Genomic DNA, 22,972 nt, shown 5'->3' with positions numbered 1-22,972 from the left:
CAGGCCTGGGCACCGGTCGGCAGGGCGGCCGGTGACCCAGGCGCCATCGACTCACCCGTGCAGCGCGGCCAGCACCTCGTCGAGCATCTTCTTCGCGTCGCCAAACAGCATGCGGTTGTTGTCCTTGTAGAACAACGGGTTGTCCACGCCGGCATAGCCGCTGGCCATGCTGCGCTTCATCACGATGCTGGTGCGCGCCTTCCACACTTCGAGCACCGGCATGCCGGCGATGGGGCTGCCCGGGTCTTCCTGCGCCGCCGGGTTCACGATGTCGTTGGCGCCGATGACCATCGCGACGTCCGTGTCCGGGAAGTCGTCGTTGATCTCGTCCATCTCCAGCACGATGTCGTAGGGCACCTTGGCCTCGGCCAGCAGCACGTTCATGTGGCCCGGCATGCGCCCGGCCACCGGGTGGATGCCGAAGCGCACCGTCACGCCCTTCTCGCGCAGGATCTTCGTGATTTCGTTGACCGTGTGCTGCGCCTGCGCCACCGCCATGCCGTAGCCGGGCACGATGACCACGCTCTTGGACTCGCGCAACAGTTCGGCCGTCTCCACGGCGCTGATGGGCTGCACCTCGCCGGCCGGCTGGGCGCCGCCGGCTGCGGGCGAGGGCGCGCCGCCGCCGGTGCCGAAGCCGCCGGCGATGACGCTGATGAAGTTGCGGTTCATCGCCCGGCACATGATGTAGCTGAGGATGGCGCCCGACGAGCCCACCAGCGCGCCGACCACGATCAGCAGGTCGTTGCTCAGCATGAAGCCGGTGGCCGCGGCGGCCCAGCCGGAATAGCTGTTGAGCATGGACACCACCACCGGCATGTCCGCCCCACCGATGGCCATCACCATGTGGATGCCGAACAGCAGCGCGATCACCGTCATCACCAGCAGGGCCACCATCCCGGCATCGTGATCCGCGGCCTGCAGGAAGACCTTGCCGAACCAGATCACCACCAGCAGCGCCACCAGGTTCAGCCAGTGCCGAGCCGGCAGCAGCAGCGGCTTGCCGCCGATGCGGCCGGAGAGCTTGCCGAAGGCGACGATGGAGCCGGAGAACGTGACCGCGCCGATCAGGATGCCGATGTAGACCTCGACCTCGTGGATCGTCTTCTCTGCCGGCGTGGGAAAGACGGTGGACGTGTCCACGTAGCTCGCGAAGCCCACCAGGCAGGCCGCCAGGCCCACCAGGCTGTGCATCAGCGCCACGAGCTCGGGCATCTGCGTCATCTGCACCTTCTTCGCCGCCGTCAGGCCGACGACGGCGCCGACGAGCAGCGCGCCGACGATCCACGCATAGCCGGCGGGCGTGACGCGCGGGCCGAGCACGGTGGCCAGCACGGCGATCGTCATGCCGACGATGCCGAACAGGTTGCCGCGGCGGGCGGTCTCGGGGTTGGACAGTCCACCCAGGCTCAGGATGAACAGGACGATGGCGCCGATGTAGGCGACGGTGGCCAGACCTTCAGACATCTTCGTGCCCTTCGCTTTACTTGCGGAACATGGCCAGCATGCGACGCGTGACCGCGAAGCCGCCGAACATGTTGATGGCGGTGAGCACCAGCGCCAACACCGACAGGCCGAGGATCAGGCCCGAGGGCCTATCGCCCTCGATACCGATCAGCGGTGGCGCCACCTGGATCAGCGCGCCGATGGCGATGATGGAGCTGATGGCGTTGGTCACGCTCATCAGCGGCGTGTGCAGCGACGGCGTCACGTTCCAGATCACCATGTAGCCGATGAAGCAGGCGAGCACGAAGACCGTGAAGTGGGCCAGGAAGCTCGCCGGCGCGAAGGCGCCCACCAGGGCGAACAGCGCCGCGCCGACGCCGAAGACGATGGCCAGCGACTTGGCCGACATCGGCTCGCCGGGCCCGTGGCCGTGGGCCTTGGCCGCGGGCGCCGCCGCCGCCTTGGGCTTGGGCGGTGCCGCCGGCATCTGGATCGGCGGTGCGGGCCAGGTCAGCTCGCCGTCCTTGATGACGGTGAGACCGCGGATCGCCTGGTCGTCGAAGTTGACGTCCACCGTGCCGTCCTTGGCCTTGCACAGGTCCTCGGTCAGGCGCAGCAGGTTGGTGGCGTAGAGCGTGGACGACTGCTTGGCCAGGCGGCTGGCCAGGTCGGTGTAGCCGATGATCGTCACGCCGTGGCGCACGGCCGCCTCGCCGGGCACGGTGAGCTCGCAGTTGCCACCCTGCTCGGCGGCCATGTCCACGATCACGCTGCCCGGGCGCATGGTCTTCACCATCTCGGCCGTGATCAGCTTCGGTGCCGGCTTGCCGGGGATCAGCGCGGTGGTGATGACGATGTCGGCGTCCTTCACCTGCTCGGCGTACATCTGGCGCTGCGCGGCCTGGAAGCCTTCGCTCATCACCTTGGCATAGCCGCCGCCGCCGGAGCCTTCCTCTTCGTAGTCGACCTTGACGAATTCGCCGCCCAGCGAGACCACCTGGTCGGCCACCTCGGCGCGCGTGTCGTTGGCGCGCACGATGGCGCCCAGGTTGGCCGCGGTGCCGATGGCCGCGAGGCCCGCGACGCCGGCGCCGGCGATGAAGACCTTGGCCGGCGGCACCTTGCCTGCGGCGGTGATCTGGCCGTTGAAGAAGCGGCCGAAGGCATTGGCCGCCTCGATCACGGCGCGGTAGCCGCTGACGCCGGCCTGCGAGGTCAGCGCGTCCATCTTCTGCGCCCGCGACAGCTGGCGCGGCAGCGCGTCGATGGCCAGCACGGTGGCCTTCTTTGCCTGCAGCGCCTGCATCAGCTCGGGGTTCTGCGCCGGCCAGACGAAGCCGATCAGCAGGCCGCCCTCGCGCATCAGCGCCACCTCGTCCATGCTGGGCGGGCGCACCTTGAAGACGATGTCGCTGCCGGCCCAGAGCGCTTCGGCGCTGTCCACCACCTCGGCACCGACGGCGCGGTAGCTGTCGTCGTCGCAGTTGGCCGCGTCGCCGGCGCTGCTCTGCACGCTCACGCTGAAGCCCAGCTTGATCAGCTTGGCGACCACGTCGGGCACGGTGGCGACGCGCTTCTCGCCCGGCGTCGTCTCCAGGGGCACTCCGATCCGCAACGGCATGGTTTCGCTCCTCGGGGGTGTGTCGTCGGCCGGCGTCGCCGGCGTGAACCTTGGGGTTGGGCGCCGAGTTTACGGGGAGAGCCCATCGCGGCGCCTGACCCGGGCCCGGGCTAGCATCCCGGGATGAGCGACGAACGTTGGCGCCCGAGCGTGACCGTGGCCGCCGTGATCGAACAGGGTGGCCGCTACCTGCTGGTCGAGGAGCACACGCCAGAGGGCCTGCGCCTGAATCAGCCCGCCGGCCACCTGGACCCGGGCGAAAGCCTGCTGCAGGCCGTGGTGCGCGAGGTGCGCGAGGAAACGGCCTGCGACTTCACGCCGCAGGCGCTGCTGGGCGTGCACCTGGCGACGTTCACCCGGGCCGCCGAGACGATCACGTACCTGCGCTTCGCCTTCTGCGGCGTGGCGGGCACCCCGGTGCCCGGCCGCGTGCTGGACACGCCCATCGTGCGCACGCTGTGGCTCACGCCCGAGGAGATCGCCGCGCGGGCCGCGGAGCACCGCAGCGTGCTGGTGCAGCGCTGCATCGACGAACACCGGGCGGGGCTGCGCTTCCCGCTGGACGTGCTGCGGGGCATGGCGTGAGCGGTGAGCGTGTGGTCGTCGGGCTGTCGGGGGGTGTCGATTCCGCGGTCACCGCCTGGCTGCTCAAGCAGCAGGGCTACGAGGTCGTCGGCATCTTCATGAAGAACTGGGAGGCCGACGACGACGACGAGTACTGCTCCAGCAACGCCGACTTCGTGGATGCGGCAGCGGTAGCCGACGTCATCGGCATCGACCTGGAGCACGTGAACTTCGCCGCCGAGTACCGCGACCGCGTGTTCGCCGAGTTCCTGCGCGAATACCAGGCCGGCCGCACGCCCAACCCGGACGTGCTGTGCAACGCCGAGATCAAGTTCAAGGCCTTCCTGGACCACGCGATGCGGCTGGGCGCCACGAAGATCGCCACCGGGCACTACGCGCGGGTGCGCGAACGCGACGGCCGGTTCGAATTGCTCAAGGGCCTGGACAACACGAAGGACCAGAGCTACTTCCTGCATCGGCTGAACCAGGCGCAGCTGTCGCGCACGCTGTTCCCGGTGGGCGAACTGGCCAAGACCGAGGTGCGCGCCATCGCCGAGCGCATCGGCCTGCCCAACGCGAGGAAGAAGGATTCCACCGGCATCTGCTTCATCGGCGAGCGGCCGTTCCGCGAGTTCCTGAACCGCTGGCTGCACCAGCAGCCGGGCGACATCGAGGACGAACGCGGCCGCCGGATCGGCCGGCACGTGGGCCTGAGCTTCTACACGCTGGGCCAGCGGCAGGGCCTGGGCATCGGCGGGCTCAAGCACGGGGGTGGCGACCACGTGCCCTGGTACGTGGCGCGCAAGGACCTGCCCCGCAACGTGCTGGTGGCGGTTCAGGGGCACGACCATCCTCTGCTGATGTCGTCCACGCTGCAGGCGGCCGACACCAGCTGGGTGGCCGGGGAGCCACCGCCACCGGGCACCTACGGCGCGAAGACGCGCTACCGGCAGGCGGACGCGGCGTGCCGCTTCGCCCCGCAGGGCGACGGTGTGTTTGCGCTGGATTTCGCCCAGCCGCAGTGGGCCGTCACACCCGGCCAGTCGGCCGTGCTCTACGACGGCGAGGTCTGCCTGGGCGGGGGCGTGATCACCGGCTGATCAGGCCAGCGACCTCCACCAGGTGGTCAGGGCGTCGGTCACCGGTTCCGGCCGCTCCCAGGTCAGCATGTGGCCGCAGTCGGCCAGGATCTCCAGCTGCGCCTGCGGCACCGCGGCCGCGATCTCGCGTGCGCAGTCCGGCGGTGTGAGCCCGTCGCTGTCGCCGCCCATCACCAGCAGCGGGCAGGCGATGTCGGCGAGGTGGGGCCGCAGGTCCTCGCGCGCCATCACCGCGCGGTTCTGCGCCACCAGCTGGGCCACGCCGGCGCGGCGGATCATGGCGCCATAGTCGGCGGCCAGCCGCCCGGCGTTGGTCGGGTGGAACGCGAAGACCAGGTTGGCCGTGAGGACCTCGTCCATGCGCCCGGCTTGGAAGGCCGCGATGCCCTCGTTGCGCAGGCGGATCTGCGCCGGCGTGTCGGCCCTTGCCGTGGTGCCCAGCAGCGCCAGGCCACGCACGCGCTCGGGTGCCAGCCGCCAGACGTGCAGCGCCAGCATGCCGCCCATCGACGCGCCGGCCAGCGCCAGCGGCCCGGGATGCTCTGCCAGCAGGCGCGCGGCCATCGCCGGCAGCGTGGCCTCCCGCGTGTGCACGTCGGCCACCTGGACGCGGCCGAGCGCGGCTCGGGCCTGCAGGGCCGGCACCTGATCCCGGAACAGCGCGGCGTCGCAGGCCAGGCCGGGCAGCAGGACCAGCGGGATCATGGCGCGGCCGGGTAGTCGATGTAGCCGGCGTCGCCGCCGCCGTAGAACGTCTTGCGGTCGGGCTCGGCCCAGGGCAGGCCGTCGCGCAGGCGCCGCACCAGATCCGGGTTCGAGATGAACGGCCGGCCGAACGCGACCAGGTCGGCACCCTGCGCCAGCGCGGCATCGGCCAACGCGCGGTCGTAGCCGTTGTTGACCATCCAGGCGCCGGTGCCACCGGCGTCGCGGTAGGTCTGGCGCAGGGCCGCGTAGTCGAACGGGCGTTCGGGCAGCTCGCGCGGGCCACCGGTGGAGCCCTCGATCACGTGCACGTAGGCCAGGCCCAGCGGCGCCAGGCCGCGCAGCAGGTGCTCGAACAGCGGCTGCGTGTCTTCGGTGTCGGCGTCGTTGGCCGGTGTCACCGGCGAGACGCGGATGCCCGTGCGCTCGCCACCGATGGCCGCGGCCACCGCCTGCGCCACTTCCAGCGCGAAGCGTGCGCGGTGCGGGATGGGACCGCCGTAGTCGTCGTCGCGGTGGTTGCTGCCGGTCTTCAGGAACTGGTCGATCAGGTAGCCGTTGGCGCCATGGATCTCCACGCCGTCGAAGCCGGCGGCCACCGCGGCGGTCGCGGCGCGCGCGTAGTCGGCCACGATGCCGGGGATCTCGGCGCGCGACAGCGCACGCGGCGGCGAGACGGGCACGAACTCGGCCGTGCCGTCGTCCTTGAGCAGCACGGTCTTGGCCTTCGCGGCGAGGGCCGACGGCGCCACCGGGTCGCGCCCGCCGGGCTGCAGCGCCACGTGGGAGATGCGGCCCACGTGCCAGAGCTGGCAGACGATGCGGCCGCCGGCGGCGTGCACCGCGTCGGTCACGGCGCGCCAGCCGGCCAGCTGGGCCGGGGTGTACAGGCCGGGCACGTCGGCGTAACCCTGGCCCTGCTGGGTGATGGCCGTGGCCTCGCTGATCAGCAGCCCGGCGCTGGCGCGCTGGGCGTAGTAGGCCGCCACGCGCGGTGCCGGCACGCCGCCGGGGCTGCGGTTGCGCGTCAGCGGCGCCATCACGACGCGGTTGGGCAGGCGCCACGCGCCCACGGTGCAGGGTTCGAAGAGGGCAGGAGAAGTGTTCGTGGAAGAGGTCGTCATCACGCTATGCTGCCAGGGATGCAGATCTCCCCCTTCCATCTGGCCTTTCCGGTGCACGACCTGGCCGCGGCACGCAGCTTCTACGGCGGCCTGCTGGGCTGCCCGGAAGGGCGCAGCAGCGCCGAGTGGATCGATTTCGACCTCTTCGGCCACCAGATCGTCGCCCACCTGTCACCGGGCCGGGCACCCGACCACCACAACCCGGTGGACGGCCATGACGTGCCGGTGCCGCACTTCGGCGTCGTGCTGGACTGGGACCACTTCCACGCCTTCGCGCAGCGGCTCAAGGACCACGGCGTGAAGTTCGTCATCGAGCCCTACATCCGCTTTGCCGGCCAGGTGGGCGAGCAGGCCACGATGTTCTTCCGCGACCCGTCGGGCAACGCGCTGGAGTTCAAGGCCTTCAAGGACCGTTCGCAGCTGTTCGCGAAGTAGTCGCAGCGGTCACCGCGCCGCCGTGCGCCTGCCCAACCTGCTGGAAACGCGGCTCGGCCGGCTGGTCGCGTTCTTCTTCCTCTACGTCACCGAAGGCATCCCGCTGGGCTTCGGCGCGGTGGCCATCGCCACCCAGCTGAGGCGGCAGGATGTCGGCCCGGCGGAGATCGGCGCCTTCGTCGGCGCGTTCTACCTGCCCTGGGCCTTCAAGTGGGCCTTCGGGCCCTTCGTGGACGTCTTCGTCTCCGAGCGTCTGGGCCGCCGGCGTGGCTGGATCCTGGGCACGCAGATCGGCCTGGTGGCCACGCTGCTGGCCTGCGTACCGCTGGACCCGGTGTCGCAGCTGGGGCTGCTCAGCGCGGTGCTGCTGGTGCACAACAGCTTCGGCGCGATGCAGGACGTGGCCATCGACGCACTGGCGGTGGAGACGCTGCACGTCGACGAGCGCGGCCTGGCCAACGGCGTGATGTTCGCCGGCGCGGCGCTGGGCATGGCGCTGGGCGGCGCCGGCGTGCTGTTCATGATGGGATGGATCGGTGTGCCCGGCGGCTTCGTCTTCGTCGCCGGCTGCATCGTGGCGGTGACCGTGTTCATCGTGCTGCCGCTGCGCGAGGCGCCCACGCCCGCCGCAGCCCGCCGCGCGGCCGGCTGGGCCGCAGCCGCCGCCGAGATGCGGCGCTTCGCGGTCGACGCCTTCCGTGCCTTCCTGGGCACGCGCGGCGCCTTCGCCGGCCTGGGCTTCGCGCTGCTGCCGGCCGGCGCGATGGCGTTGGGGCTGGCACTGCAGTCCAACCTCGCGGTGGAACTGGGCCTGGACGACGACAGCGTGGCCTGGCTGAACCTGTGGACGCAGGTCATCTCCGCCGGCTGCATGGTGCTGGGCGGCTGGCTGTCCGACCGCTGGGGCCGCCGGCGGACGCTGGCGGTCTACATCGTGCTGATGAGCCTGCCGGTGCTGTGGCTGGCCTGGCAGCTGCAGCTGCACCAGTGGGTGATGCCGGTGGACGCGGCCGCGCGCGCCACCCGCGTGGTGCCGCCGGCGCTGGTGACGGCGCTGTGGATCGCGGTGCTGGCCTACTCGGTGGGCCAGGGCCTGATGTACGGCACGCGCTCGGCCATCTTCATGGACGTGACGAACGCCAAGGTCGCGGCCACGCAGTTCACCGCCTACATGGCGATGATGAACCTGGTGATCTCCTACTCGGCCACCTGGCAGGGCATTGCCGCCGAGGCCATCGGCTACCCGCGCACGCTGCTGATCGACGGCCTGACCGGCCTGCTGTGCCTGGCGCTGCTGCCGCTGATCCGGCCGGCGCTGACGCCGGAGCGCGATGGCGCCGCGGCGCGGCGCGCGCGGGCGCTGGCCGCCGTGCTGGCGCTGGGCTGTCTGGCCTGGGGGCCGTTCCGCCTGCAGTGGTGGAGCGCTGGCGCCGCCGCACCGATGGTCGAGACGCTGTTCACGCTTGTCTTCGTGGCCTCGGCGGTGTTCCTGGGTGCAGCGGCATTGATGCCAGGCGCCGGCAACGCGGCGCGCCGGATCGGCGGCCTGATGGCGGTGCTGCTGCTGGCCATGCACCTGCGCAAGTGGTTCCCGGCGCTCGAACCGGCCTATCTGGCCGTGCCGCTGGCGGGTGCCCTGGCGCTCGCGTGGCTTGCGCGCTCCGGTTTGCCCGGCCTGAGGGGGCACACGGGCTGAACGCGGCGCGCTGCGGCGTGTTCAGTGCCCGATGATCTTGGCCAGGAAGTCCTTCGTCCGCTCGCTCTGCGGGTGGTCGAAGAAGTTGTGCGGGTCGTTCTGCTCGACGATCTGGCCCTGGTCCATGAAGATCACGCGGTCGGCCACGGCCTTGGCGAAGCCCATCTCGTGCGTCACGCAGAGCATGGTCATGCCCTGCTCGGCGAGCTCGATCATCACGTCGAGCACCTCCTTGATCATCTCCGGGTCGAGCGCCGAGGTGGGCTCGTCGAAGAGCATGATCTTGGGTGTCAGGCACAGCGCGCGCGCAATGGCCACGCGCTGCTGCTGGCCGCCCGAGAGCTGCAGCGGGTACTTCTTCGCCTGTTCGGCGATGCGCACGCGCGTGAGCTGCTGCATCGCACGCTCCTCGGCCTCCTTCTTGGGCACGTGGCCCACCCACATCGGCGCCAGCGTCAGGTTCTCCAGCACCGTCAGGTGCGGGAACAGGTTGAACTGCTGGAACACCATGCCGACCTGCTTGCGGATCTGCTCGACGGCCTTGACGTCATCGGTCAGCGCGATGCCATCGACCGTGATCTGGCCTTCCTGGTAGGCCTCCAGCGCGTTGACGCAGCGGATCAGCGTGGACTTGCCGGAGCCCGAGGGGCCGCAGATCACGATGCGTTCACCCTTGCGCACCGACAAGTCGATGTCGCGCAGCACGTGGAAGGCATTGCCGTACCACTTGTTGACCTTGTCGAAACGGATGATGGCGTCTTCGTTGGGCATGGGTATTCCGGTCAGCGCACGCGGCTCACGGCGACCTGCTTTTCGACCCACAGGCTGTAGCGGGACATCGCGAAGCAGAAGGTGAAGTAGATCGCGGTGATGAAGAAGTAGGCCTCGAGCTTGAACGGCCGCCAGTCGACGTCGGAGTTCAGCGCCAGACCCAGGGCACCGGTGAGCTCGTACAGGCTGACGATGGTGACCAGCGAGGTGTCCTTGAAGATGCTGATGAAGTTGTTCATCATGCTCGGCACCGTCATCGCCAGCGCCTGCGGCAGCACGATCTTGCGCTGCGTCTGCCAGTAGGTCAGGCCCAGCGTGTCGGCGGCTTCCAACTGCCCCTTGGGGATGGCCTGCAGGCCGCCGCGCACGATCTCGGCCATGTAGGCCGCGGCGAACAGCGTGATGCCCACCAGCACGCGCACGAGCACGTCGATCGTCGTGCCCTGCGGCATGAACAACGGGAACATGAAGCTGGCCATGAACAGCACGCTGATCAGCGGCACGCCGCGGATCAGTTCGATGTAGACCACGCACACGGTGCGGATCGCGGGCAGGTTGCTGCGCCGGCCCAGCGCCACCAGCACGCTGAGCGGGAAGGCCAGGAAGATCGACAGCGTGGCCAGCATCACCGTCAGCGGCAGGCCACCCCAGAGGTCCGTGCGCACCGGCTCCAGGCCGAGCACGCCACCGCCCATCAGCACGAAGAACACGGCCAGCACGCCGACCCACAGCGCCGCCAGCCAGGGCTTCCAGAACCAGCGGATGCAGCTGACGACCAGTGCGCCGACCATCAGCGCGGTGGCCAGTTCCGGGCGCCACTGCTGCTCGAAGGGGTAGCGGCCGAAGACGATGAGCCGCCATTTCTCGGTGACGACGCCCCAGCAGGCGCCGCTGCCGCGTGCGGCCTGACAGGCGTTGGCGTCGGCACCGAACACGGCCTGCACGACGGCCCAATTCGCGGCCTGCGGCAGCAGGTAGAGCGCCACGCCCAGCAGCACGATCGTGGTGAGTGCGCTTTTCCAGTCGCCGAAGAGGTTGCGCTTGACCCAGGGGACGAAGCCCTCGGTGTCGACCGGGGCCGGGCGAGGGGCGATGGGGGTGAAAGTATCGGCCACCGGCTTACCTTTCCTGGATGGCCACGCGCTTGTTGTACCAGTTCATCAGCGCCGAGGTGCTCAGCGACGTGGTCAGGTACACGAGCATGATGATGGCGATGCACTCCACCGCGCGGCCGCTCTGGTTGAGCGTGGTGTTGGCGATGGAGACCACGTCGGGGTAGCCGATGGCCACCGCCAGCGACGAGTTCTTGGTCAGGTTCAGGTACTGGTTGGTCAGCGGCGGGATGATCACGCGCATGGCCTGCGGCAGCACCACCAGTCGCATGCGCTGGCGTGGGCTCAGGCCGAGTGCGCTGGCGGCTTCGGTCTGCCCGTGGCTAACCGACTGGATGCCGCCGCGCACCACCTCGGCGACGAAGGCACCGGTGTAGAGCGTCAGGCCGATCAGCACGGCCAGGAACTCCGGCGTGGCGCTGATGCCGCCGTCGACCATGAAGGCCAGCTGTTCGGGGACGGACCACTCGCGCGGCGCGCCGCCGGCGGCCCAGCCGAGGCCGGCACCCAGCACCACCGCGGCCAGCGGCAGCGCCCAGCGGTTGCGGTCCTGCCCGGTGCGTTCGAATTCGCGCTGCGCCCAGCGCCGGTAGCCGACGCCGGCGACGAGGCCGACCAGCGCGCCGAGCGCCATCCACGCATGCCCCGGCGCCCACACCGGCGACGGGAACGCAAAACCGCCCTTGCTCAGGTAGAACAGGTTGCCCGCGTTCCAGGCCTCCTGCGGCGGCGGCAGCACCTCGACGAAGAACAGGTACCACATCAGCAACTGCAGCAGGATGGGCACGTTGCGGAAGGTCTCGACGTAGGCGTAGCACACGCCGCGCACCAGCGCGTTGTGGCTGAAGCGGCCGATGCCCATCAGCACGCCGACAAGCGTGGTCAGCACGATGCCGATCACCGCCACGCGCAGCGTGTTGAGCACGCCAACCCACAGCGCCTTGCCGTAGGTCTCGCTGGGGTCGTAGGCGACCATGGTCTCGCCGATGTCGAAGCCGGCGGACTGGCTCAGGAAGTCGAAGCCGCTCTGGATGCCCCGTTCACGCATGTTGACCTGCGTGTTGTGGGCCAGGAAGGCGACGACGGCGGCCACGGCGGCCAGCGCCAGGGCCTGGTACAGCCAGCCGCGCACGGCTCGGCTGCGCAGCGACCAGACGGTCTTCTTGCGCGGTGGCTCTCGGGTGCTCAAGCGGCGCTTTCGGAAGGTCAGAGGCAGGCCGGCGGGCACGCGGGTGCCACGCCGGCCAGGAAAGCCCTGGCGGGCTCAGCCGAAGGTCAGCGCACGGGCGGCGCGTACATCAGGCCGCCGTTGGTCCACAGGTTGTTGGTTCCCCGGGGCAGGCCGATCGGCGTGTTCTCGCCGACGTTGCGCTCGAAGATCTCGCCGTAGTTGCCCACGGCCTTGATGGCACGCAGCGCCCATTCCTTGTCCAGGCCCAGCACCTTGCCGGTGTCCTCGGTGCCGGCGCCCAGCAGGCGCATCACGCCGGGGTTCTTGCTCTCGGCGCGCATCTTGTCGGCGTTGGCGGCGGTGATGCCGTACTCCTCCGCTTCCAGCAGCGCATTGAGCGTCCACTTGGCGATGGCGAAGAACTCGTCGTCACCGCGACGGATCGACGGGCCCAGCGGCTCCTTGCTGATGAGCTCCGGCAGGATCACGTGGTCGGCCGGGTTCTTGGCTTCCTTGCTGCGTACCGAGGCCAGACCCGAGGCGTCGGTGGTGAAGACCTGGCAGCGGCCGCTGAAGTAAGCGCCGGTGGCGGCCTCCTGCTTCTCGAACACGATGGGCTTGAGCTGCAGGTTGTTGGCGCGCGAGTAGTCGGTGAGGTTCAGCTCGGTGGTGGTGCCCGACTGCACGCAGACCTGCGCGCCCTTGAGCTGCTTGGCGCTCTTGACGTTCAGGCTCTTGGGCACCATGAAGCCCTGGCCGTCGTAGAAGGTCACGCCGACGAAGTGCATGCCCAGCGAGGCGTCGCGCGTCAGCGTCCAGGTGGTGTTGCGCGACAGCACGTCGATCTCGCCCGACTGCAGGGCCGTGAAGCGCTGCTGCGCCGTCAGCGGGGCATGGCGCACCTTGTTGGGGTCACCGAGGACGGCGGCGGCCAGCGCGCGGCAGTAGTCCACGTCCAGGCCGGTCCACTTGCCCTGGCTGTCGGCGGCCGAGAAGCCCGCCAGGCCGGTGTTGACGCCGCACACCAGCGTGCCGCGGGACTTGATGGCGTCCAGGTCCTTGCCGGCGAAGGCGGGTGTCGAGGCGCCGAAGCCGACGGCGACGAACGCGGCGGCCATCACGGCACGGGTGGCAAAACGGGTCATGAGATCTTGGCTCCTGTGATGAGTGATCAGCGTGGTGGCACCGATCCGGTGCGTCCCCGGAAGGTAGCAAGCCACGGGCCAGGAATGTCTGCGACCGTCGCGCCCCAGGCATCGGGTCGAACCCGATGTATGCCGAAAGCGCATGGCCCAGCACAACACGACATGACGCGACAGGGTCTGGTGACCGACCAGGGTCGATTCGCCGCGCATGCCGACATCGAGCCGTTGATCGTCAATGCCTGGCGCCTGCGTCACGACGACACGCGGCAGGCGCGCGGCATGGCCTTGCAGGCGCTTGCTGTCGCGCAGACGCGTGCAGACGACCGGGGCAAAGCCTGGGCCGCCCTGCGGCTGACGGTGTGCAACCAGGTCATGGCTGTCGAGCCCGAGGCTGAACTGCCGCGTCTTCACGAGTGCGTGACGGCCATGCGCGCCCTGGGCGGAGGCGCGTGCCTGCGGCGAGGGTGCGCTGTGCCTGGTTCAATCGGCCGGCAACGTGCGGGCCATCGCCTACGCTCACGCCGGACGGGGCTGACCGAACTCCTGGCCGGGGATGTGCCGACCGCTGTCCGGCATCTCGAGCTGTGCTTTGCCGCGGCCGTGCGGACGGAGGATCGCGCGCTCGAGTGCACCGCGCTGACCCGGCTGGCGCAGGCGCGGCTGCTGCTGGGTGAGGTGGATCAGGCGCGAGAACTGCTGGGCCATGCGCAGGCCATGGCCAGGCGCACCGGCAACGTGCGCGATGCCGGCCGGGTCTGCCTGGTCTGGGGCCTGCTCGAGCGCGCGTGCGGTCGTGCCGACCGTGCCGAGGTGCACTTCGAGGCGGCCATGCACGAGGCCCGACGAAGCCATGACCTCAGCCTGGTGAGCGAGGTCGAAAGCGCGCGCGCCGCGCTGGCGTGCTGACGCTCAGACCGGCGGAATGGTCCCGATCGGGTCGAAGTCGGCCGCCGTCTTCGCCTTCCACGCCGCGATCGCGCGGTGCATCTCGTCGAGGTCGAAGATGGCGCTCTGCAGCAGCGTCATCTGCTGCAGCGCCTCGTGCGTGGGGTGGTCCACCGCGTAGTTCAGGGCGCGCTTGCTGCCGGCGATCGCCAGCGGCGACTTCTCGGCGACCTGCCGTGCCAGATCCAGCGCGTGCGCCAGCAGCGCGTCCGCATCGGGCAGCACGGCGTTCACCAGACCCATGGCCAGTGCACGGTCGGCACCCACGCGCTCGCCGGTGTAGGCCATCTGGCGCGCCATGGCCGGCGGCACGATCTTCGGCAGCCGCTGCAGCACGCCCATGTCGGCCGCCATGCCGATGTGGATCTCCTGCACGGTGAAGAAGGCATCGCTGCTGGCCACGCGGATGTCGCAGGCCGTGGCCAGGTCGAGCGCGCCGCCGACGCAGCCGCCCTGCACGGCGCAGATCACCGGGAAGCGCGCCGTCTCGAGCACGTCCACCGTCTGCATCAGGCGGCGCAGGCCGTCCTGGAACGCCAGGCGCTTGCGCGCCGAGCCGGTGTCGAGCATCGGCAGGCCGCCGTCGAAGGTCTCCAGCGCCATGCCGGCGCTGAAGTGGCGGCCGGTGGACGAGATGACGAGCACGCGGGTCTCGCCGGCGTCGTCCAGCGCCTGCACCGCGGCGCGCAGGCTGCGGAAGAAGGCCGGCGTCAGCGCGTTCAGCCGCTCGGGCCGGCAGAGCTGCAGGTGGGCGATGCCGGGGGCCGGCGTGTCGATGCGGAAATCGGGGCTGTCCATGGCGCCAGCATAGCGGCGGCATGCTCCAATCCCGCCCATGGAAAGCCTGGATCGACTCGCGCTGGCCGACGGGACGCAGCTGCGCCTGCGCACCTGGCCGGCACCGGCCCGGCCCCACGGCCGTGTCCTCATCGTGCACGGCCTCGGCGAACATGGCGGGCGCTACGCCCACGTGGCGCAGGCGCTGGCGCGGGCCGGCTGGGCCAGCGTCGGCTACGACCACCGGGGCCACGGCGACAGCGACGGCGTGCGAGGTGGCATCCCGCAGCACGACAGCCTGTGTGCCGACCTCGCGGCCGTCATCGACCACCTGCGCGCCGGCGAAGGGCCGTTCGGCGGGCCCTTCGTGCTGCTGGGCCACAGCATGGGCGGTCTGGTGGCGGCACGCTTCGTGGCCGAGGCGCTGGCCGCGTCACCGGCCGCGTGGTCAAGGCCGGTCGATGCGCTGGTGCTGTCGTCGCCGGCGCTGGACACCGGCCTGGGCGCGGCGCAGCGCGCGCAGCTGTGGCTGGGCGAACACCTGCTGCCCGACCGGCCCATGCCCAACGGCCTGAAGCCCGACTGGGTGTCGCGTGACCCGCAGACGGTGCGCGACTACGTGGCCGACCCGCAGGTGCACGACCGCATCACCGCCCGCCTGGCCCGCTTCATCGTCAGCGAGGGCGAGACCGTGCGCGATGCCGCACTGCGCTGGCGTGTGCCCACGCTGCTGATGTGGGCTGGCGCCGACCGCTGCGTGGCGCCCGCGGGTTCCGCGGCCTTCGCCGCTGCGGCGCCGAAGCCCTTGGTGCAGGCGCGATGCTTCGAGGGCCTGGCGCACGAGATCTTCAACGAACCCGAGCGCACCGAGGTGCTCGGGCACCTGACCGCCTGGCTGGCTGGCATCAGCGGCCCCACGCTGCCCGGCACCCGGCCGGCCGCGCCCGCATGATCGTGCACGCTGTGCCACAGTGTGTGCCTGTCGAAGGAGAGCCCGATGAACGCCCGTGACCCGAACCTGCCGCTGCAACCCGACGAGGCCAGCGCGCTCGGCCGCTTTGCCGACGCCGCCTGGGACGAACGCATCCTGCCGGCGCTGACCGACTACGTGGCCGTGCCGGCCAAGAGCCCGATGTTCGATGCCGACTGGTCGGCCCACGGCTTGATCGAGCGCGTGGTGCGCGACGCCGCGCTGTGGGTGGAGTCGCGCCGTGTGCCGGGGCTGCGGCTGGAGGTCATCCGCCTGGAAGGCCGCACGCCGGTGATCTTCTTCGAGGTGCCGGCCACGAAGGCGGATGCCTCGGACACCGTGCTGCTGTACGGCCACCTGGACAAGCAGCCCGAGTTCACCGGCTGGCGTCGCGACCTCGGCCCCTGGACGCCCAAGTACGAGGACGGCCTGCTCTACGGCCGGGGCGGCGCCGACGACGGTTACGCGGTCTACGCCGCCATCAGCGCCATCGAGGCGCTGCAGGCCCAGGGCCTGCCGCATCCGCGCTGCGTGGGCCTGATCGAGACCTGCGAGGAAAGCGGCTCCTACGATCTGCCGGCCTACCTGGACGTGCTGCGCCCGCGCCTGGGCAACGTGGGCTTGGTGGTCTGCCTCGACAGCGGCGCCGGCAACTACGACCAGCTGTGGCTCACCACCAGCCTGCGCGGCATGGTCAGCGGCGTGCTGAAGGTGGAGGTGCTGACCGAAGGCATCCACAGCGGCGACGCCAGCGGCCTGGTGCCCAGCAGCTTCCGCGTGATGCGCCAGGTGCTCGACCGGCTGGAGGATGCCGAGACCGGGAACCTGCTGCCCGGGTTCTTCCACTGCGAGATCCCGGGTTCGCGCATCGAGCAGGCCCAGGCCACCGCCGCCGTCCTGGGCGACGAGGTCTGGAAGCGCATGCCCTGGGCCTGCGGTGCCGACGGCGGCCCGGTGCTGCCGACCACCACGGACCCGGTGGAAGGCCTGCTGCGCCGCACCTGGCGGCCCACGCTCAGCGTCACAGGCGTCGACGGCTTCCCGGAGCTGAAGAACGCAGGCAACGTGCTGCGCCCGCACACCGCCTTCAAGCTCAGCCTGCGCCTGCCGCCGCTGGTGGACGGCCACGAGGCCAGCGTGCGTCTGAAGGCGCTGCTGGAGGACAACGCGCCCTACAACGCCAAGGTCACCTTCCACCCCGACGGCCGCGCCGGCGCGCTGGGCGCCACCGGCTGGAACGCGCCGGAGCTGTCCACCTGGCTGGAGGACGCGCTCAACGCCGCGTCGACCGCGCACTTCGGCGCGCCCTGCGGCTACATCGGCCAGGGCGGCACGATCCCGCTGATGAGCATGCTGCAGCAGGGCTTCCCGGCGGCGCAGATGATGGTCTGCGGCGTGCTGGGCCCGAAGAGCAACGCGCACGGGCCCAACGAGTTCCTGCACGTGCCCTATGCCAAGAAGCTCACCGCTGCGGTGGCGCAGGTGATCGCGGCCTGCCCCTGACCGGGTGCCGCACGGACGATGGCGGGGCCTTCGGGCCCCGTCGTCGTTTCTGAGTGCAACCGACAGGTTCCTCAAAAAACCGTACAGTTCATCTGGAATACCAAACGGTTCAAACTGGTGTGGTTCCGGTGGCGTCGTGCTGCCGGTGTGCAACCCCCGAACGCCAGGAGAACCACCCGATGCAACGCCGACACCTGCTGCTGGCCACCAGCGCCGCCGTGCTCTTGACCGCCTGCGGCGGCGACAGCGACCCGAACCTGATCGAGGCGCTGGAGGTCGATGCCGATCTCTCGCTGCTGCTGGAGGCCGTGCGCGCCGCCGGCCTGGAGGGCACGCTGCGCGGCAGTGGCCCGTTCACGCTGTTCGCACCCACCAACGCCGCCTTCGTGGCGCTGCTGACGGAGCTGGGTACCACCAAGGACGCGGTCTTCGGCGACACCGCGCTGCTGACCGCGGTGCTGACCACGCACGTGCTGGGCGCCGAGGTGCGCTCGGCCGGCGTGCCGGTGGGCCAGGCGGTGACGACGCTGCAGGGCGGCATCGTCAAGCCGGTGGCCGTGGGCGGCGGGCTGGGCCTGGTCGACGGGCGCAACCGCACCGCCAACGTGATCGCCGCCGACATCCGCTGCAGCAACGGCGTCATCCACAAGATCGACCGCGTGCTGCTGCCGGCCGACAAGGACATCGTGCAGACGGCCATTGCGACACCGCAGTTCAGCATCCTGGTCGAGGCGGTCGTGGCCGCCGGCCTCGTCGACGCCCTGTCGGCGCCCGGCCCGCTGACGGTCTTCGCGCCGACCGACGACGCTTTCGCCGCCTTGCTGGCCGAACTCGGCATCACCAAGGATGCGTTGCTGGCCGACACGGCGCTGCTGACCGCCGTGCTGACCTACCACGTCGTGCCTGGACGAGTGCTGGCCTCGGGCGTGCCGGCCGGCGAGGCGGTGACGACGCTGGAAGGCGGCATCTTCAAGCCCACCGCCATGGCGGGCGGGCTGGCGATCAGCGACGGCCGCAACCGCGTGTCCAACATCGTCGTCACCGACGTTCTCGCCAGCAACGGCGTCATCCACGTGATCGACAAGGTGCTGCTGCCGGCCGACAAGGACATCGTGCAGACGGCCATTGCGACGCCGCAGTTCAGCATCCTGGTCGAGGCGGTCGTGGCCGCCGGCCTCGTCGACGCCCTGTCGGCGCCCGGCCCGCTGACGGTCTTTGCGCCGACCGATGACGCCTTCGCCGCCCTGCTGACCGAACTCGGCATCACCAAGGACGCGCTGCTGGCCGACACGGCGCTGCTGACCGCGGTGCTGACCTACCACGTCGTCGACGGCCGCGTGCTCGCCTCGGGTGTGCCCATCGGCGCCGACATCACCACCCTGCAGGGTGGCACGTTCAGCGTCGATGCGGACCTTGCGATCACCGACGGTCGCGACCGCATGGCCAGCATCGTGGCCACGGACGTGCTGGCCAGCAACGGCGTGATCCACGTGATCGACCGCGTGATCCTGCCGGCGGCCTGATCGCTGCTTTCCGTTCCCCGTTCGTTTCCTCAACCCCCTCAGGAGTGAAGCCATGAAGAAGTTCGTGATCGCTGCGGCCGTTGCCGCGTTCGGCCTGGCCGCGCAGGCCAAGGACATCGTCGACACCGCCGTGGCCGCCGGCAGCTTCAAGACGCTGGCCACCGCGCTGCAGGCCGCCGGCCTGATCGACACGCTCAAGGGCCCGGGCCCGTTCACCGTGTTCGCGCCCACCGACGAGGCCTTTGCCAAGATCCCGAAGGCCCAGCTCGACGCGCTGCTGGCCGACAAGGCCAAGCTCACCGCGGTGCTGACCTACCACGTGGTGCCGGGCAAGGTGATGGCCGCCGACGTCAAGGCTGGCGAGGTCAAGACGGTGCAGGGCAGCACGCTGACGGTGTCCACCACCGGCGGCGTGAAGGTCGACGCGGCCAACGTCGTGAAGACCGACATCGTGGCCAGCAACGGCGTGATCCACGTCATCGACAGCGTCGTGCTGCCCTGAGCGCAGGCCGCAACCCGGGCAGGCCGTGTGCGCCGCACGGCCCTGGTTGCGGCCGGTCTGGCGGCCGGTGACCGTGCCAGGGTTTCCCTCCCCCCGCCGACGCGGGGTTGTCCGGTTGGCAGCGGGGTTTTCAGCCTTGCCTTGGCACGGCGCTCGCTATCGACTTGCGTGGGGCGCACCAGTGGTGCGCCCTGCGTCTACAACAGCCTTGGAGGGATACCCCGAATGACGAAAAAGAGGATCAATGTGCTGGCGCTGGCAGCAGCGCTGGCGTTCTCTGCGCCTGCCTTTGCGGCGCAGAAACCGGCGACGGCGTCGTCGCCGTTCACGAGCGTGGGCACCACGGTGCTTGCGCCCGTGAGCATCAGTGCCACGGAGGTCGTGTTCGACGTCTCCGGCATCAGCAGCAACGAAGGCTTCGGCAATGCCCTCAACGAGGTCTACAGCCTGGCCGTCGGCGCGGGTGCAACCATCGTCTCGGCAGCATGGGACGTGACGCTGACGGCCACCAGCCCCAGCTGGCTGTCGGAGATGCGCATCGACTTCACCGACTCGGCCATCACCGACGGCTTCAGCCTGACCGTCGCCACCGGTGTGAACAGCTCGGGCACGCAGAGCTTCGACAGCGGCGGCACGCTGTTGCTGGGCGACTATGGCCTGGAGTTCGCCGTCGGCGCCGATGGCCTGCTGCGCCTGGAGTTCTGGGAGTCGTACAACGACATCACCGGCGGCGCGGACGGCGTCTGGGACAGCGGCACGCTCACCTTCGGCATCGCGCCGGTGCCGGAACCCGGCACCTACGGCCTGATGGCCCTGGGCCTGCTGGCCGTGGGCGCGGCAGCGCGCCGCCGCGCGGCCTGACAGCCGCACCGCCTGCCGGGTCGAGGCTCGGCAGGCGCTGTCGCCCAGCCCGCCACCGTGGCGGGCCTTTTCATGCCTCGCCCAGGAAGCCGCCGCTCTGGTGCGCCCACAGCGCCGCATAGTGGCCCTTCAGGGCCAGCAGTTCTGCGTGCGTGCCGGTCTCGACGATGCGCCCGGCCTCCAGCACGACCAGCCGGTCCATGCGCGCGATGGTCGACAGCCGGTGGGCGATGGCGATCACGGTCTTGCCCTCCATCAGGCCCAGCAGCTGCTCCTGGATCGCGAGCTCGACCTCGCTGTCCAGCGCGCTGGTGGCCTCGTCGAGCACCAGGATCGGCGCGTCCTTGAGCACCACGCGCGCAATGCTAATGCGCTGGCGCTGGCCGCCGCTGAGCTTGACGCCGCGCTCGCCCACGTGGGCGTCGTAGCCGGTGCGACCCTGCCAGTCCTGCAGGCCGAGGATGAACTCGTGCGCCTGCGCCTTCTTCGCCGCAGCGACGATGTCGTCCAGCGTCGCGCCGGGCCGGCCATAACGGATGTTCTCGGCGATCGAGCGGTGCAGCAGCGAGGTGTCCTGCGTGACCATGCCGATGGCCGCGCGCAGGCTTTCCTGCGTGACGCCGCGGATGTCCTGGCCGTCGATGCGGATCGCGCCCTGCTCCACCTCGTGGAAGCGCAGCAGCAGGTTCACCAGCGTGCTCTTGCCGGCGCCGGAGCGGCCCACCAGGCCCACGCGCTCGCCGGGGCGGATGGCGAGGTCGAAGTCGTCCAGAACCCGCTTGCCGTCGCTGCGGCCGTAGGTGTAGGTCAGGTGCTCGAAGCGGATGCCGCCTTCCGGGACCTGGAGCTCGCGGGCGTCGGGCGCGTCCACCATCGTGTGCGGCACGGCGATCGTCTCCATGCCCTCCTGCACCACGCCGATGTTCTCGAACACGCTGGTGACTTCCCAGCTCACCCAGCCGGCGACGTTGGCGATCGTCCAGGCCAGCGGCAGCGCGGTGGCCACGGTGCCGGCGTCGATGGTGCCGGCGGCCCAGAGCCACACGCCGATGGCACCGGTGCCCACCAGCAGCAGCGCGTTGAGCACCGACAGCGTGGTCATGAAGCGCGTGATCAGCGCCATGTGGGCGCGGATGGCGCCGGTGTGCTCGTCGATCACGTCGCGCACGTAGGCGTCCTCGTCGCGCGCGCGGGCGAACAGCTTGACGGTGAGGATGTTGGTGTAGCTGTCCACCACCCGGCCCATGACCTTGCTGCGCAGTTCGCTGCTGGTCTTGGACAGGTCGCGCACCTTGGGCACGAAGTGACGCAGGAAGACCACGTAGCCGGCGAACCACAGCAGCGTGGGCAGGGCCAGACGCCAGTCGCTGGAGGCCATCAGCACCAGTGCGGTGATGCCGTAGGCCACGATGTACCAGACGCCGCGGATGCTGGAGACCACGCTCTCGCGCACCGCGTTGCTGGTCTGCATCACGCGGTTGGCGATGCGGCCGGCGAAGTCGTTCTGGAAGAAGGGCCAGCTCTGCCGCACCACGTGCCAGTGGCTCTGCCAGCGGATCAGGCTGGTCACCCCGGGCACGACGATGATGTTGCGCACCACGCTGTCGGCCAGCAGCGCCAGCGGCCGGCCCAACAGCACCAGCGCGGCCATGCCCAGCAGCATGGGCAGCGCGCCCTGCACGGCGGCAGCGCGGTCGGCCGATTCCATCAGCCGCACCAGGCGGCCGATGAACAGCGGGATCACGGTATCGATCAGCGCCACGCCCAGGCCGGTGACGAACAGCGCGGCGTACAGCCCGCGCGACTGGCGGATGAAATGCCAGTAGAAGGCCCAGAGCCCGGTGGGCGGCGCGCTGGCGGGAACGGCGGTGGGGCGCAGGCGCGCCCAGGACAGGGAGGGCATGGCGGCGCCTAGAAGGTGAAGCCTTCGCCGACGCGCTGGCCGCTCATCGGCGCCAGCAGCGGCAGCAGCGGGCGCAATGGCGCGTAGCGGTTGGCCACCTTGGTGGCATAGGCGAAGAAGCGCGGCAGGTCGGCGGCATAGGCCGGCTTGCCGTCACGGTGTTTCAGCCGGCAGAAGATGCCCAGCACCTTCAGGTGGCGCTGCAGGCCCATCCATTCCAGCGCGCGCCAGAACTCGCCGAAGTCGTGCGCCATCGCCTCGCCCAGCGGCACGCCGGCACGCCGCGCCTGTTCCCACCAGCGCACGGCCCAGTCGATCTCGCGTTCCTCCTCCCAGGAGAGGAAGGCGTCGCGCAGCATCGAGGCCACGTCGTAGGTCACCGGGCCGCGCACCGCGTCCTGGAAATCGAGGATGCCGGGGTTGGGGTCGGCCAGCATCAGGTTGCGCGGCATCCAGTCGCGGTGCACCGCCACCTGCGGCTGGGCCAGCGCGCTGTCCATCAGCACGCGGCAGATGCGGTCCCAGGCCGCGCGCTCCTTGTCGGACCAGGTGATGCCGAATTCGCGCTGCACGCACCAGTCGGGAAAGAGGGCCAGTTCGCGGGCGAGCAGGGCCTCGTCGTAGGGCGGCAGGTCGTCAGCCGCCACGTGCTGCTGAAAGTGCACCAGGGCCTGCAGCGCCTGGCGCATCAGGTGGTCGGCCTCGGCCGCGTCGCACTGCTGCAGGCGGTTCAGGTAGAGCTCGCTGCCAAGGTCGCCCAGCAGCAGGAAGCCCTGTGCCTCGTCGGCGGCCAGCACCGGCGGCGCGTTCAGGCCGGCCTGGGCGATGCGGCGGGCCATGCGCACGAAGGGTCGCACGTCCTCCTGCGGCGGCGGCGCATCCATCACGATGCAGGAACCCTCGCTGCCAGCCACGCGGAAGTAGCGGCGGAAGCTGGCGTCGGCCGACGCCGATGCCAGTGTCTCGCGCCGCAGGCCGTGGGCCGGCGTCACGCCGGCGAACCAAGCCTCGAAGGCCGCTTCACGCGCCGGGTCGGCCCACGTGATCGGGGTGGCGGGCGCGGGGTCGGCGGCGGCGGGTTCGGCGGCAGGGGGCATG

The 22,972-nt window shown here is 70.4% G+C and carries 21 protein-coding genes; 10 read left to right on the top strand and 11 right to left on the bottom strand.

The window, feature by feature from the left end; genetic code table 11:
* Nucleotides 1-51: 51 nt before the first annotated feature.
* On the bottom strand, nucleotides 52-1,467 hold the full coding sequence (gene pntB / locus ENE75_RS08910) for a Re/Si-specific NAD(P)(+) transhydrogenase subunit beta (RefSeq protein WP_128197913.1): 1,416 nt from the start codon (nucleotides 1,465-1,467) through the stop codon (nucleotides 52-54).
* Nucleotides 1,468-1,483: 16 nt separating this feature from the next.
* Nucleotides 1,484-3,067 carry a Re/Si-specific NAD(P)(+) transhydrogenase subunit alpha gene (locus ENE75_RS08905; RefSeq protein ID WP_128197912.1) on the bottom strand — a complete coding sequence of 528 codons (1,584 nt, stop codon included), beginning with the start codon at nucleotides 3,065-3,067 and terminating at the stop codon, nucleotides 1,484-1,486.
* A gap of 123 nt (nucleotides 3,068-3,190) precedes the next feature.
* On the opposite strand from ENE75_RS08905, the gene ENE75_RS08900 reads away from it, so the two are divergent.
* Entirely contained in the window at nucleotides 3,191-3,652 is a 462-nt protein-coding gene (locus ENE75_RS08900; RefSeq protein WP_128197911.1) for an NUDIX hydrolase, read from the top strand.
* A complete protein-coding gene (gene mnmA / locus ENE75_RS08895) occupies nucleotides 3,649-4,731 on the top strand; it encodes a tRNA 2-thiouridine(34) synthase MnmA (protein WP_128197910.1) in 1,083 nt (360 codons plus the stop codon). The genes ENE75_RS08900 and mnmA overlap by 4 nt, the downstream gene beginning before the upstream one ends.
* Here mnmA and ENE75_RS08890 read toward each other — a convergent pair whose 3' ends face one another.
* A complete protein-coding gene (locus ENE75_RS08890) occupies nucleotides 4,732-5,436 on the bottom strand; it encodes an alpha/beta fold hydrolase (protein ID WP_128197909.1) in 705 nt (234 codons plus the stop codon).
* Nucleotides 5,433-6,560 carry an alkene reductase gene (locus tag ENE75_RS08885; RefSeq protein ID WP_128197908.1) on the bottom strand — a complete coding sequence of 376 codons (1,128 nt, stop codon included), beginning with the start codon at nucleotides 6,558-6,560 and terminating at the stop codon, nucleotides 5,433-5,435. The genes ENE75_RS08890 and ENE75_RS08885 overlap by 4 nt, the downstream gene beginning before the upstream one ends.
* An 18-nt stretch (nucleotides 6,561-6,578) precedes the next feature.
* On the opposite strand from ENE75_RS08885, the gene ENE75_RS08880 reads away from it, so the two are divergent.
* Complete coding sequence (locus ENE75_RS08880; RefSeq protein WP_128197907.1) at nucleotides 6,579-6,995, top strand: VOC family protein; 417 nt, start codon at nucleotides 6,579-6,581, stop codon at nucleotides 6,993-6,995.
* 22 nt (nucleotides 6,996-7,017) lie between these two features.
* Nucleotides 7,018-8,691, top strand: coding sequence for an MFS transporter (locus tag ENE75_RS08875; protein ID WP_158288891.1), 1,674 nt, complete (start codon nucleotides 7,018-7,020; stop codon nucleotides 8,689-8,691).
* A 21-nt stretch (nucleotides 8,692-8,712) separates the two neighbouring features.
* On the opposite strand, the gene ENE75_RS08870 is transcribed toward ENE75_RS08875, so the two are convergent.
* The 4 genes from ENE75_RS08870 to ENE75_RS08855 form a co-directional block, all read right to left on the bottom strand.
* Nucleotides 8,713-9,462, bottom strand: coding sequence for an amino acid ABC transporter ATP-binding protein (locus tag ENE75_RS08870; RefSeq protein ID WP_128197905.1), 750 nt, complete (start codon nucleotides 9,460-9,462; stop codon nucleotides 8,713-8,715).
* Between the two features lie 11 nt (nucleotides 9,463-9,473).
* The gene (locus tag ENE75_RS08865) at nucleotides 9,474-10,577 is read right to left on the bottom strand and encodes an amino acid ABC transporter permease (RefSeq protein ID WP_128197904.1); all 1,104 of its coding nucleotides are present in this window, start codon (nucleotides 10,575-10,577) and stop codon (nucleotides 9,474-9,476) included.
* Between the two features lie 4 nt (nucleotides 10,578-10,581).
* Nucleotides 10,582-11,763, bottom strand: a complete 1,182-nt coding sequence (locus ENE75_RS08860) for an amino acid ABC transporter permease (RefSeq protein WP_233258990.1) — start codon at nucleotides 11,761-11,763, stop codon at nucleotides 10,582-10,584.
* 86 nt (nucleotides 11,764-11,849) lie between these two features.
* Nucleotides 11,850-12,890 (bottom strand): amino acid ABC transporter substrate-binding protein, encoded by a 1,041-nt coding sequence (locus ENE75_RS08855; RefSeq protein ID WP_128197903.1) that lies wholly within the window; start codon nucleotides 12,888-12,890, stop codon nucleotides 11,850-11,852.
* 180 nt (nucleotides 12,891-13,070) lie between these two features.
* Here ENE75_RS08855 and ENE75_RS08850 point away from each other — a divergent pair, with 180 nt between their 5' ends.
* Entirely contained in the window at nucleotides 13,071-13,796 is a 726-nt protein-coding gene (locus ENE75_RS08850) for a hypothetical protein (protein WP_128197902.1), read from the top strand.
* A 3-nt stretch (nucleotides 13,797-13,799) separates the two neighbouring features.
* On the opposite strand, the gene ENE75_RS08845 is transcribed toward ENE75_RS08850, so the two are convergent.
* On the bottom strand, nucleotides 13,800-14,633 hold the full coding sequence (locus ENE75_RS08845) for an enoyl-CoA hydratase-related protein (RefSeq protein WP_128197901.1): 834 nt from the start codon (nucleotides 14,631-14,633) through the stop codon (nucleotides 13,800-13,802).
* 37 nt (nucleotides 14,634-14,670) lie between these two features.
* Here ENE75_RS08845 and ENE75_RS08840 point away from each other — a divergent pair, with 37 nt between their 5' ends.
* From ENE75_RS08840 to ENE75_RS08820, 5 genes are all read left to right on the top strand, one after another.
* Entirely contained in the window at nucleotides 14,671-15,564 is an 894-nt protein-coding gene (locus tag ENE75_RS08840) for an alpha/beta hydrolase (protein WP_128197900.1), read from the top strand.
* Nucleotides 15,565-15,609: 45 nt separating this feature from the next.
* Nucleotides 15,610-17,085 (top strand): M20 family metallopeptidase, encoded by a 1,476-nt coding sequence (locus ENE75_RS08835; RefSeq protein ID WP_128197899.1) that lies wholly within the window; start codon nucleotides 15,610-15,612, stop codon nucleotides 17,083-17,085.
* A gap of 179 nt (nucleotides 17,086-17,264) precedes the next feature.
* Nucleotides 17,265-18,608 (top strand): fasciclin domain-containing protein, encoded by a 1,344-nt coding sequence (locus ENE75_RS08830; RefSeq protein ID WP_310733628.1) that lies wholly within the window; start codon nucleotides 17,265-17,267, stop codon nucleotides 18,606-18,608.
* Nucleotides 18,609-18,660: 52 nt separating this feature from the next.
* Nucleotides 18,661-19,110 carry a fasciclin domain-containing protein gene (locus tag ENE75_RS08825; RefSeq protein ID WP_128197898.1) on the top strand — a complete coding sequence of 150 codons (450 nt, stop codon included), beginning with the start codon at nucleotides 18,661-18,663 and terminating at the stop codon, nucleotides 19,108-19,110.
* Nucleotides 19,111-19,335: 225 nt separating this feature from the next.
* Nucleotides 19,336-19,971: a PEP-CTERM sorting domain-containing protein gene (locus tag ENE75_RS08820; RefSeq protein WP_128197897.1), complete on the top strand. Its 636-nt coding sequence runs from the start codon at nucleotides 19,336-19,338 to the stop codon at nucleotides 19,969-19,971.
* A 70-nt stretch (nucleotides 19,972-20,041) separates the two neighbouring features.
* Here the strand turns inward: ENE75_RS08820 and ENE75_RS08815 are convergent, their stop codons facing one another.
* On the bottom strand, nucleotides 20,042-21,874 hold the full coding sequence (locus ENE75_RS08815; protein WP_128197896.1) for an ABC transporter ATP-binding protein: 1,833 nt from the start codon (nucleotides 21,872-21,874) through the stop codon (nucleotides 20,042-20,044).
* An 8-nt stretch (nucleotides 21,875-21,882) separates the two neighbouring features.
* Nucleotides 21,883-22,971: an aminoglycoside phosphotransferase family protein gene (locus tag ENE75_RS08810; RefSeq protein ID WP_128197895.1), complete on the bottom strand. Its 1,089-nt coding sequence runs from the start codon at nucleotides 22,969-22,971 to the stop codon at nucleotides 21,883-21,885.
* Nucleotide 22,972 lies beyond the last annotated feature (1 nt).

This window comes from Rubrivivax albus (assembly GCF_004016515.1).
GTDB lineage: Bacteria > Pseudomonadota > Gammaproteobacteria > Burkholderiales > Burkholderiaceae_C > Rubrivivax > Rubrivivax albus.
Note: the sequence above shows the minus strand (reverse complement) of the source record. Positions and strands in the feature narration are given on the sequence as shown.

Excerpts from the sequence above, each read along its gene's own strand:
- pntB (WP_128197913.1), bottom strand. The coding sequence starts at position 1,467 with ATGTCTGAAGGTCTGGCCACCGTCGCCTACATCGGCGCCATCGTCCTG.
- ENE75_RS08905 (WP_128197912.1), bottom strand. The coding sequence starts at position 3,067 with ATGCCGTTGCGGATCGGAGTGCCCCTGGAGACGACGCCGGGCGAGAAG.
- ENE75_RS08900 (WP_128197911.1), top strand. The coding sequence starts at position 3,191 with ATGAGCGACGAACGTTGGCGCCCGAGCGTGACCGTGGCCGCCGTGATC.
- ENE75_RS08890 (WP_128197909.1), bottom strand. The coding sequence starts at position 5,436 with ATGATCCCGCTGGTCCTGCTGCCCGGCCTGGCCTGCGACGCCGCGCTG.
- ENE75_RS08885 (WP_128197908.1), bottom strand. The coding sequence starts at position 6,560 with ATGACGACCTCTTCCACGAACACTTCTCCTGCCCTCTTCGAACCCTGC.
- ENE75_RS08880 (WP_128197907.1), top strand. The coding sequence starts at position 6,579 with ATGCAGATCTCCCCCTTCCATCTGGCCTTTCCGGTGCACGACCTGGCC.
- ENE75_RS08870 (WP_128197905.1), bottom strand. The coding sequence starts at position 9,462 with ATGCCCAACGAAGACGCCATCATCCGTTTCGACAAGGTCAACAAGTGG.
- ENE75_RS08855 (WP_128197903.1), bottom strand. The coding sequence starts at position 12,890 with ATGACCCGTTTTGCCACCCGTGCCGTGATGGCCGCCGCGTTCGTCGCC.
- ENE75_RS08845 (WP_128197901.1), bottom strand. The coding sequence starts at position 14,633 with ATGGACAGCCCCGATTTCCGCATCGACACGCCGGCCCCCGGCATCGCC.
- ENE75_RS08840 (WP_128197900.1), top strand. The coding sequence starts at position 14,671 with ATGGAAAGCCTGGATCGACTCGCGCTGGCCGACGGGACGCAGCTGCGC.
- ENE75_RS08835 (WP_128197899.1), top strand. The coding sequence starts at position 15,610 with ATGAACGCCCGTGACCCGAACCTGCCGCTGCAACCCGACGAGGCCAGC.
- ENE75_RS08830 (WP_310733628.1), top strand. The coding sequence starts at position 17,265 with ATGCAACGCCGACACCTGCTGCTGGCCACCAGCGCCGCCGTGCTCTTG.
- ENE75_RS08825 (WP_128197898.1), top strand. The coding sequence starts at position 18,661 with ATGAAGAAGTTCGTGATCGCTGCGGCCGTTGCCGCGTTCGGCCTGGCC.
- ENE75_RS08820 (WP_128197897.1), top strand. The coding sequence starts at position 19,336 with ATGACGAAAAAGAGGATCAATGTGCTGGCGCTGGCAGCAGCGCTGGCG.
- ENE75_RS08815 (WP_128197896.1), bottom strand. The coding sequence starts at position 21,874 with ATGCCCTCCCTGTCCTGGGCGCGCCTGCGCCCCACCGCCGTTCCCGCC.
- ENE75_RS08810 (WP_128197895.1), bottom strand. The coding sequence starts at position 22,971 with ATGCCCCCTGCCGCCGAACCCGCCGCCGCCGACCCCGCGCCCGCCACC.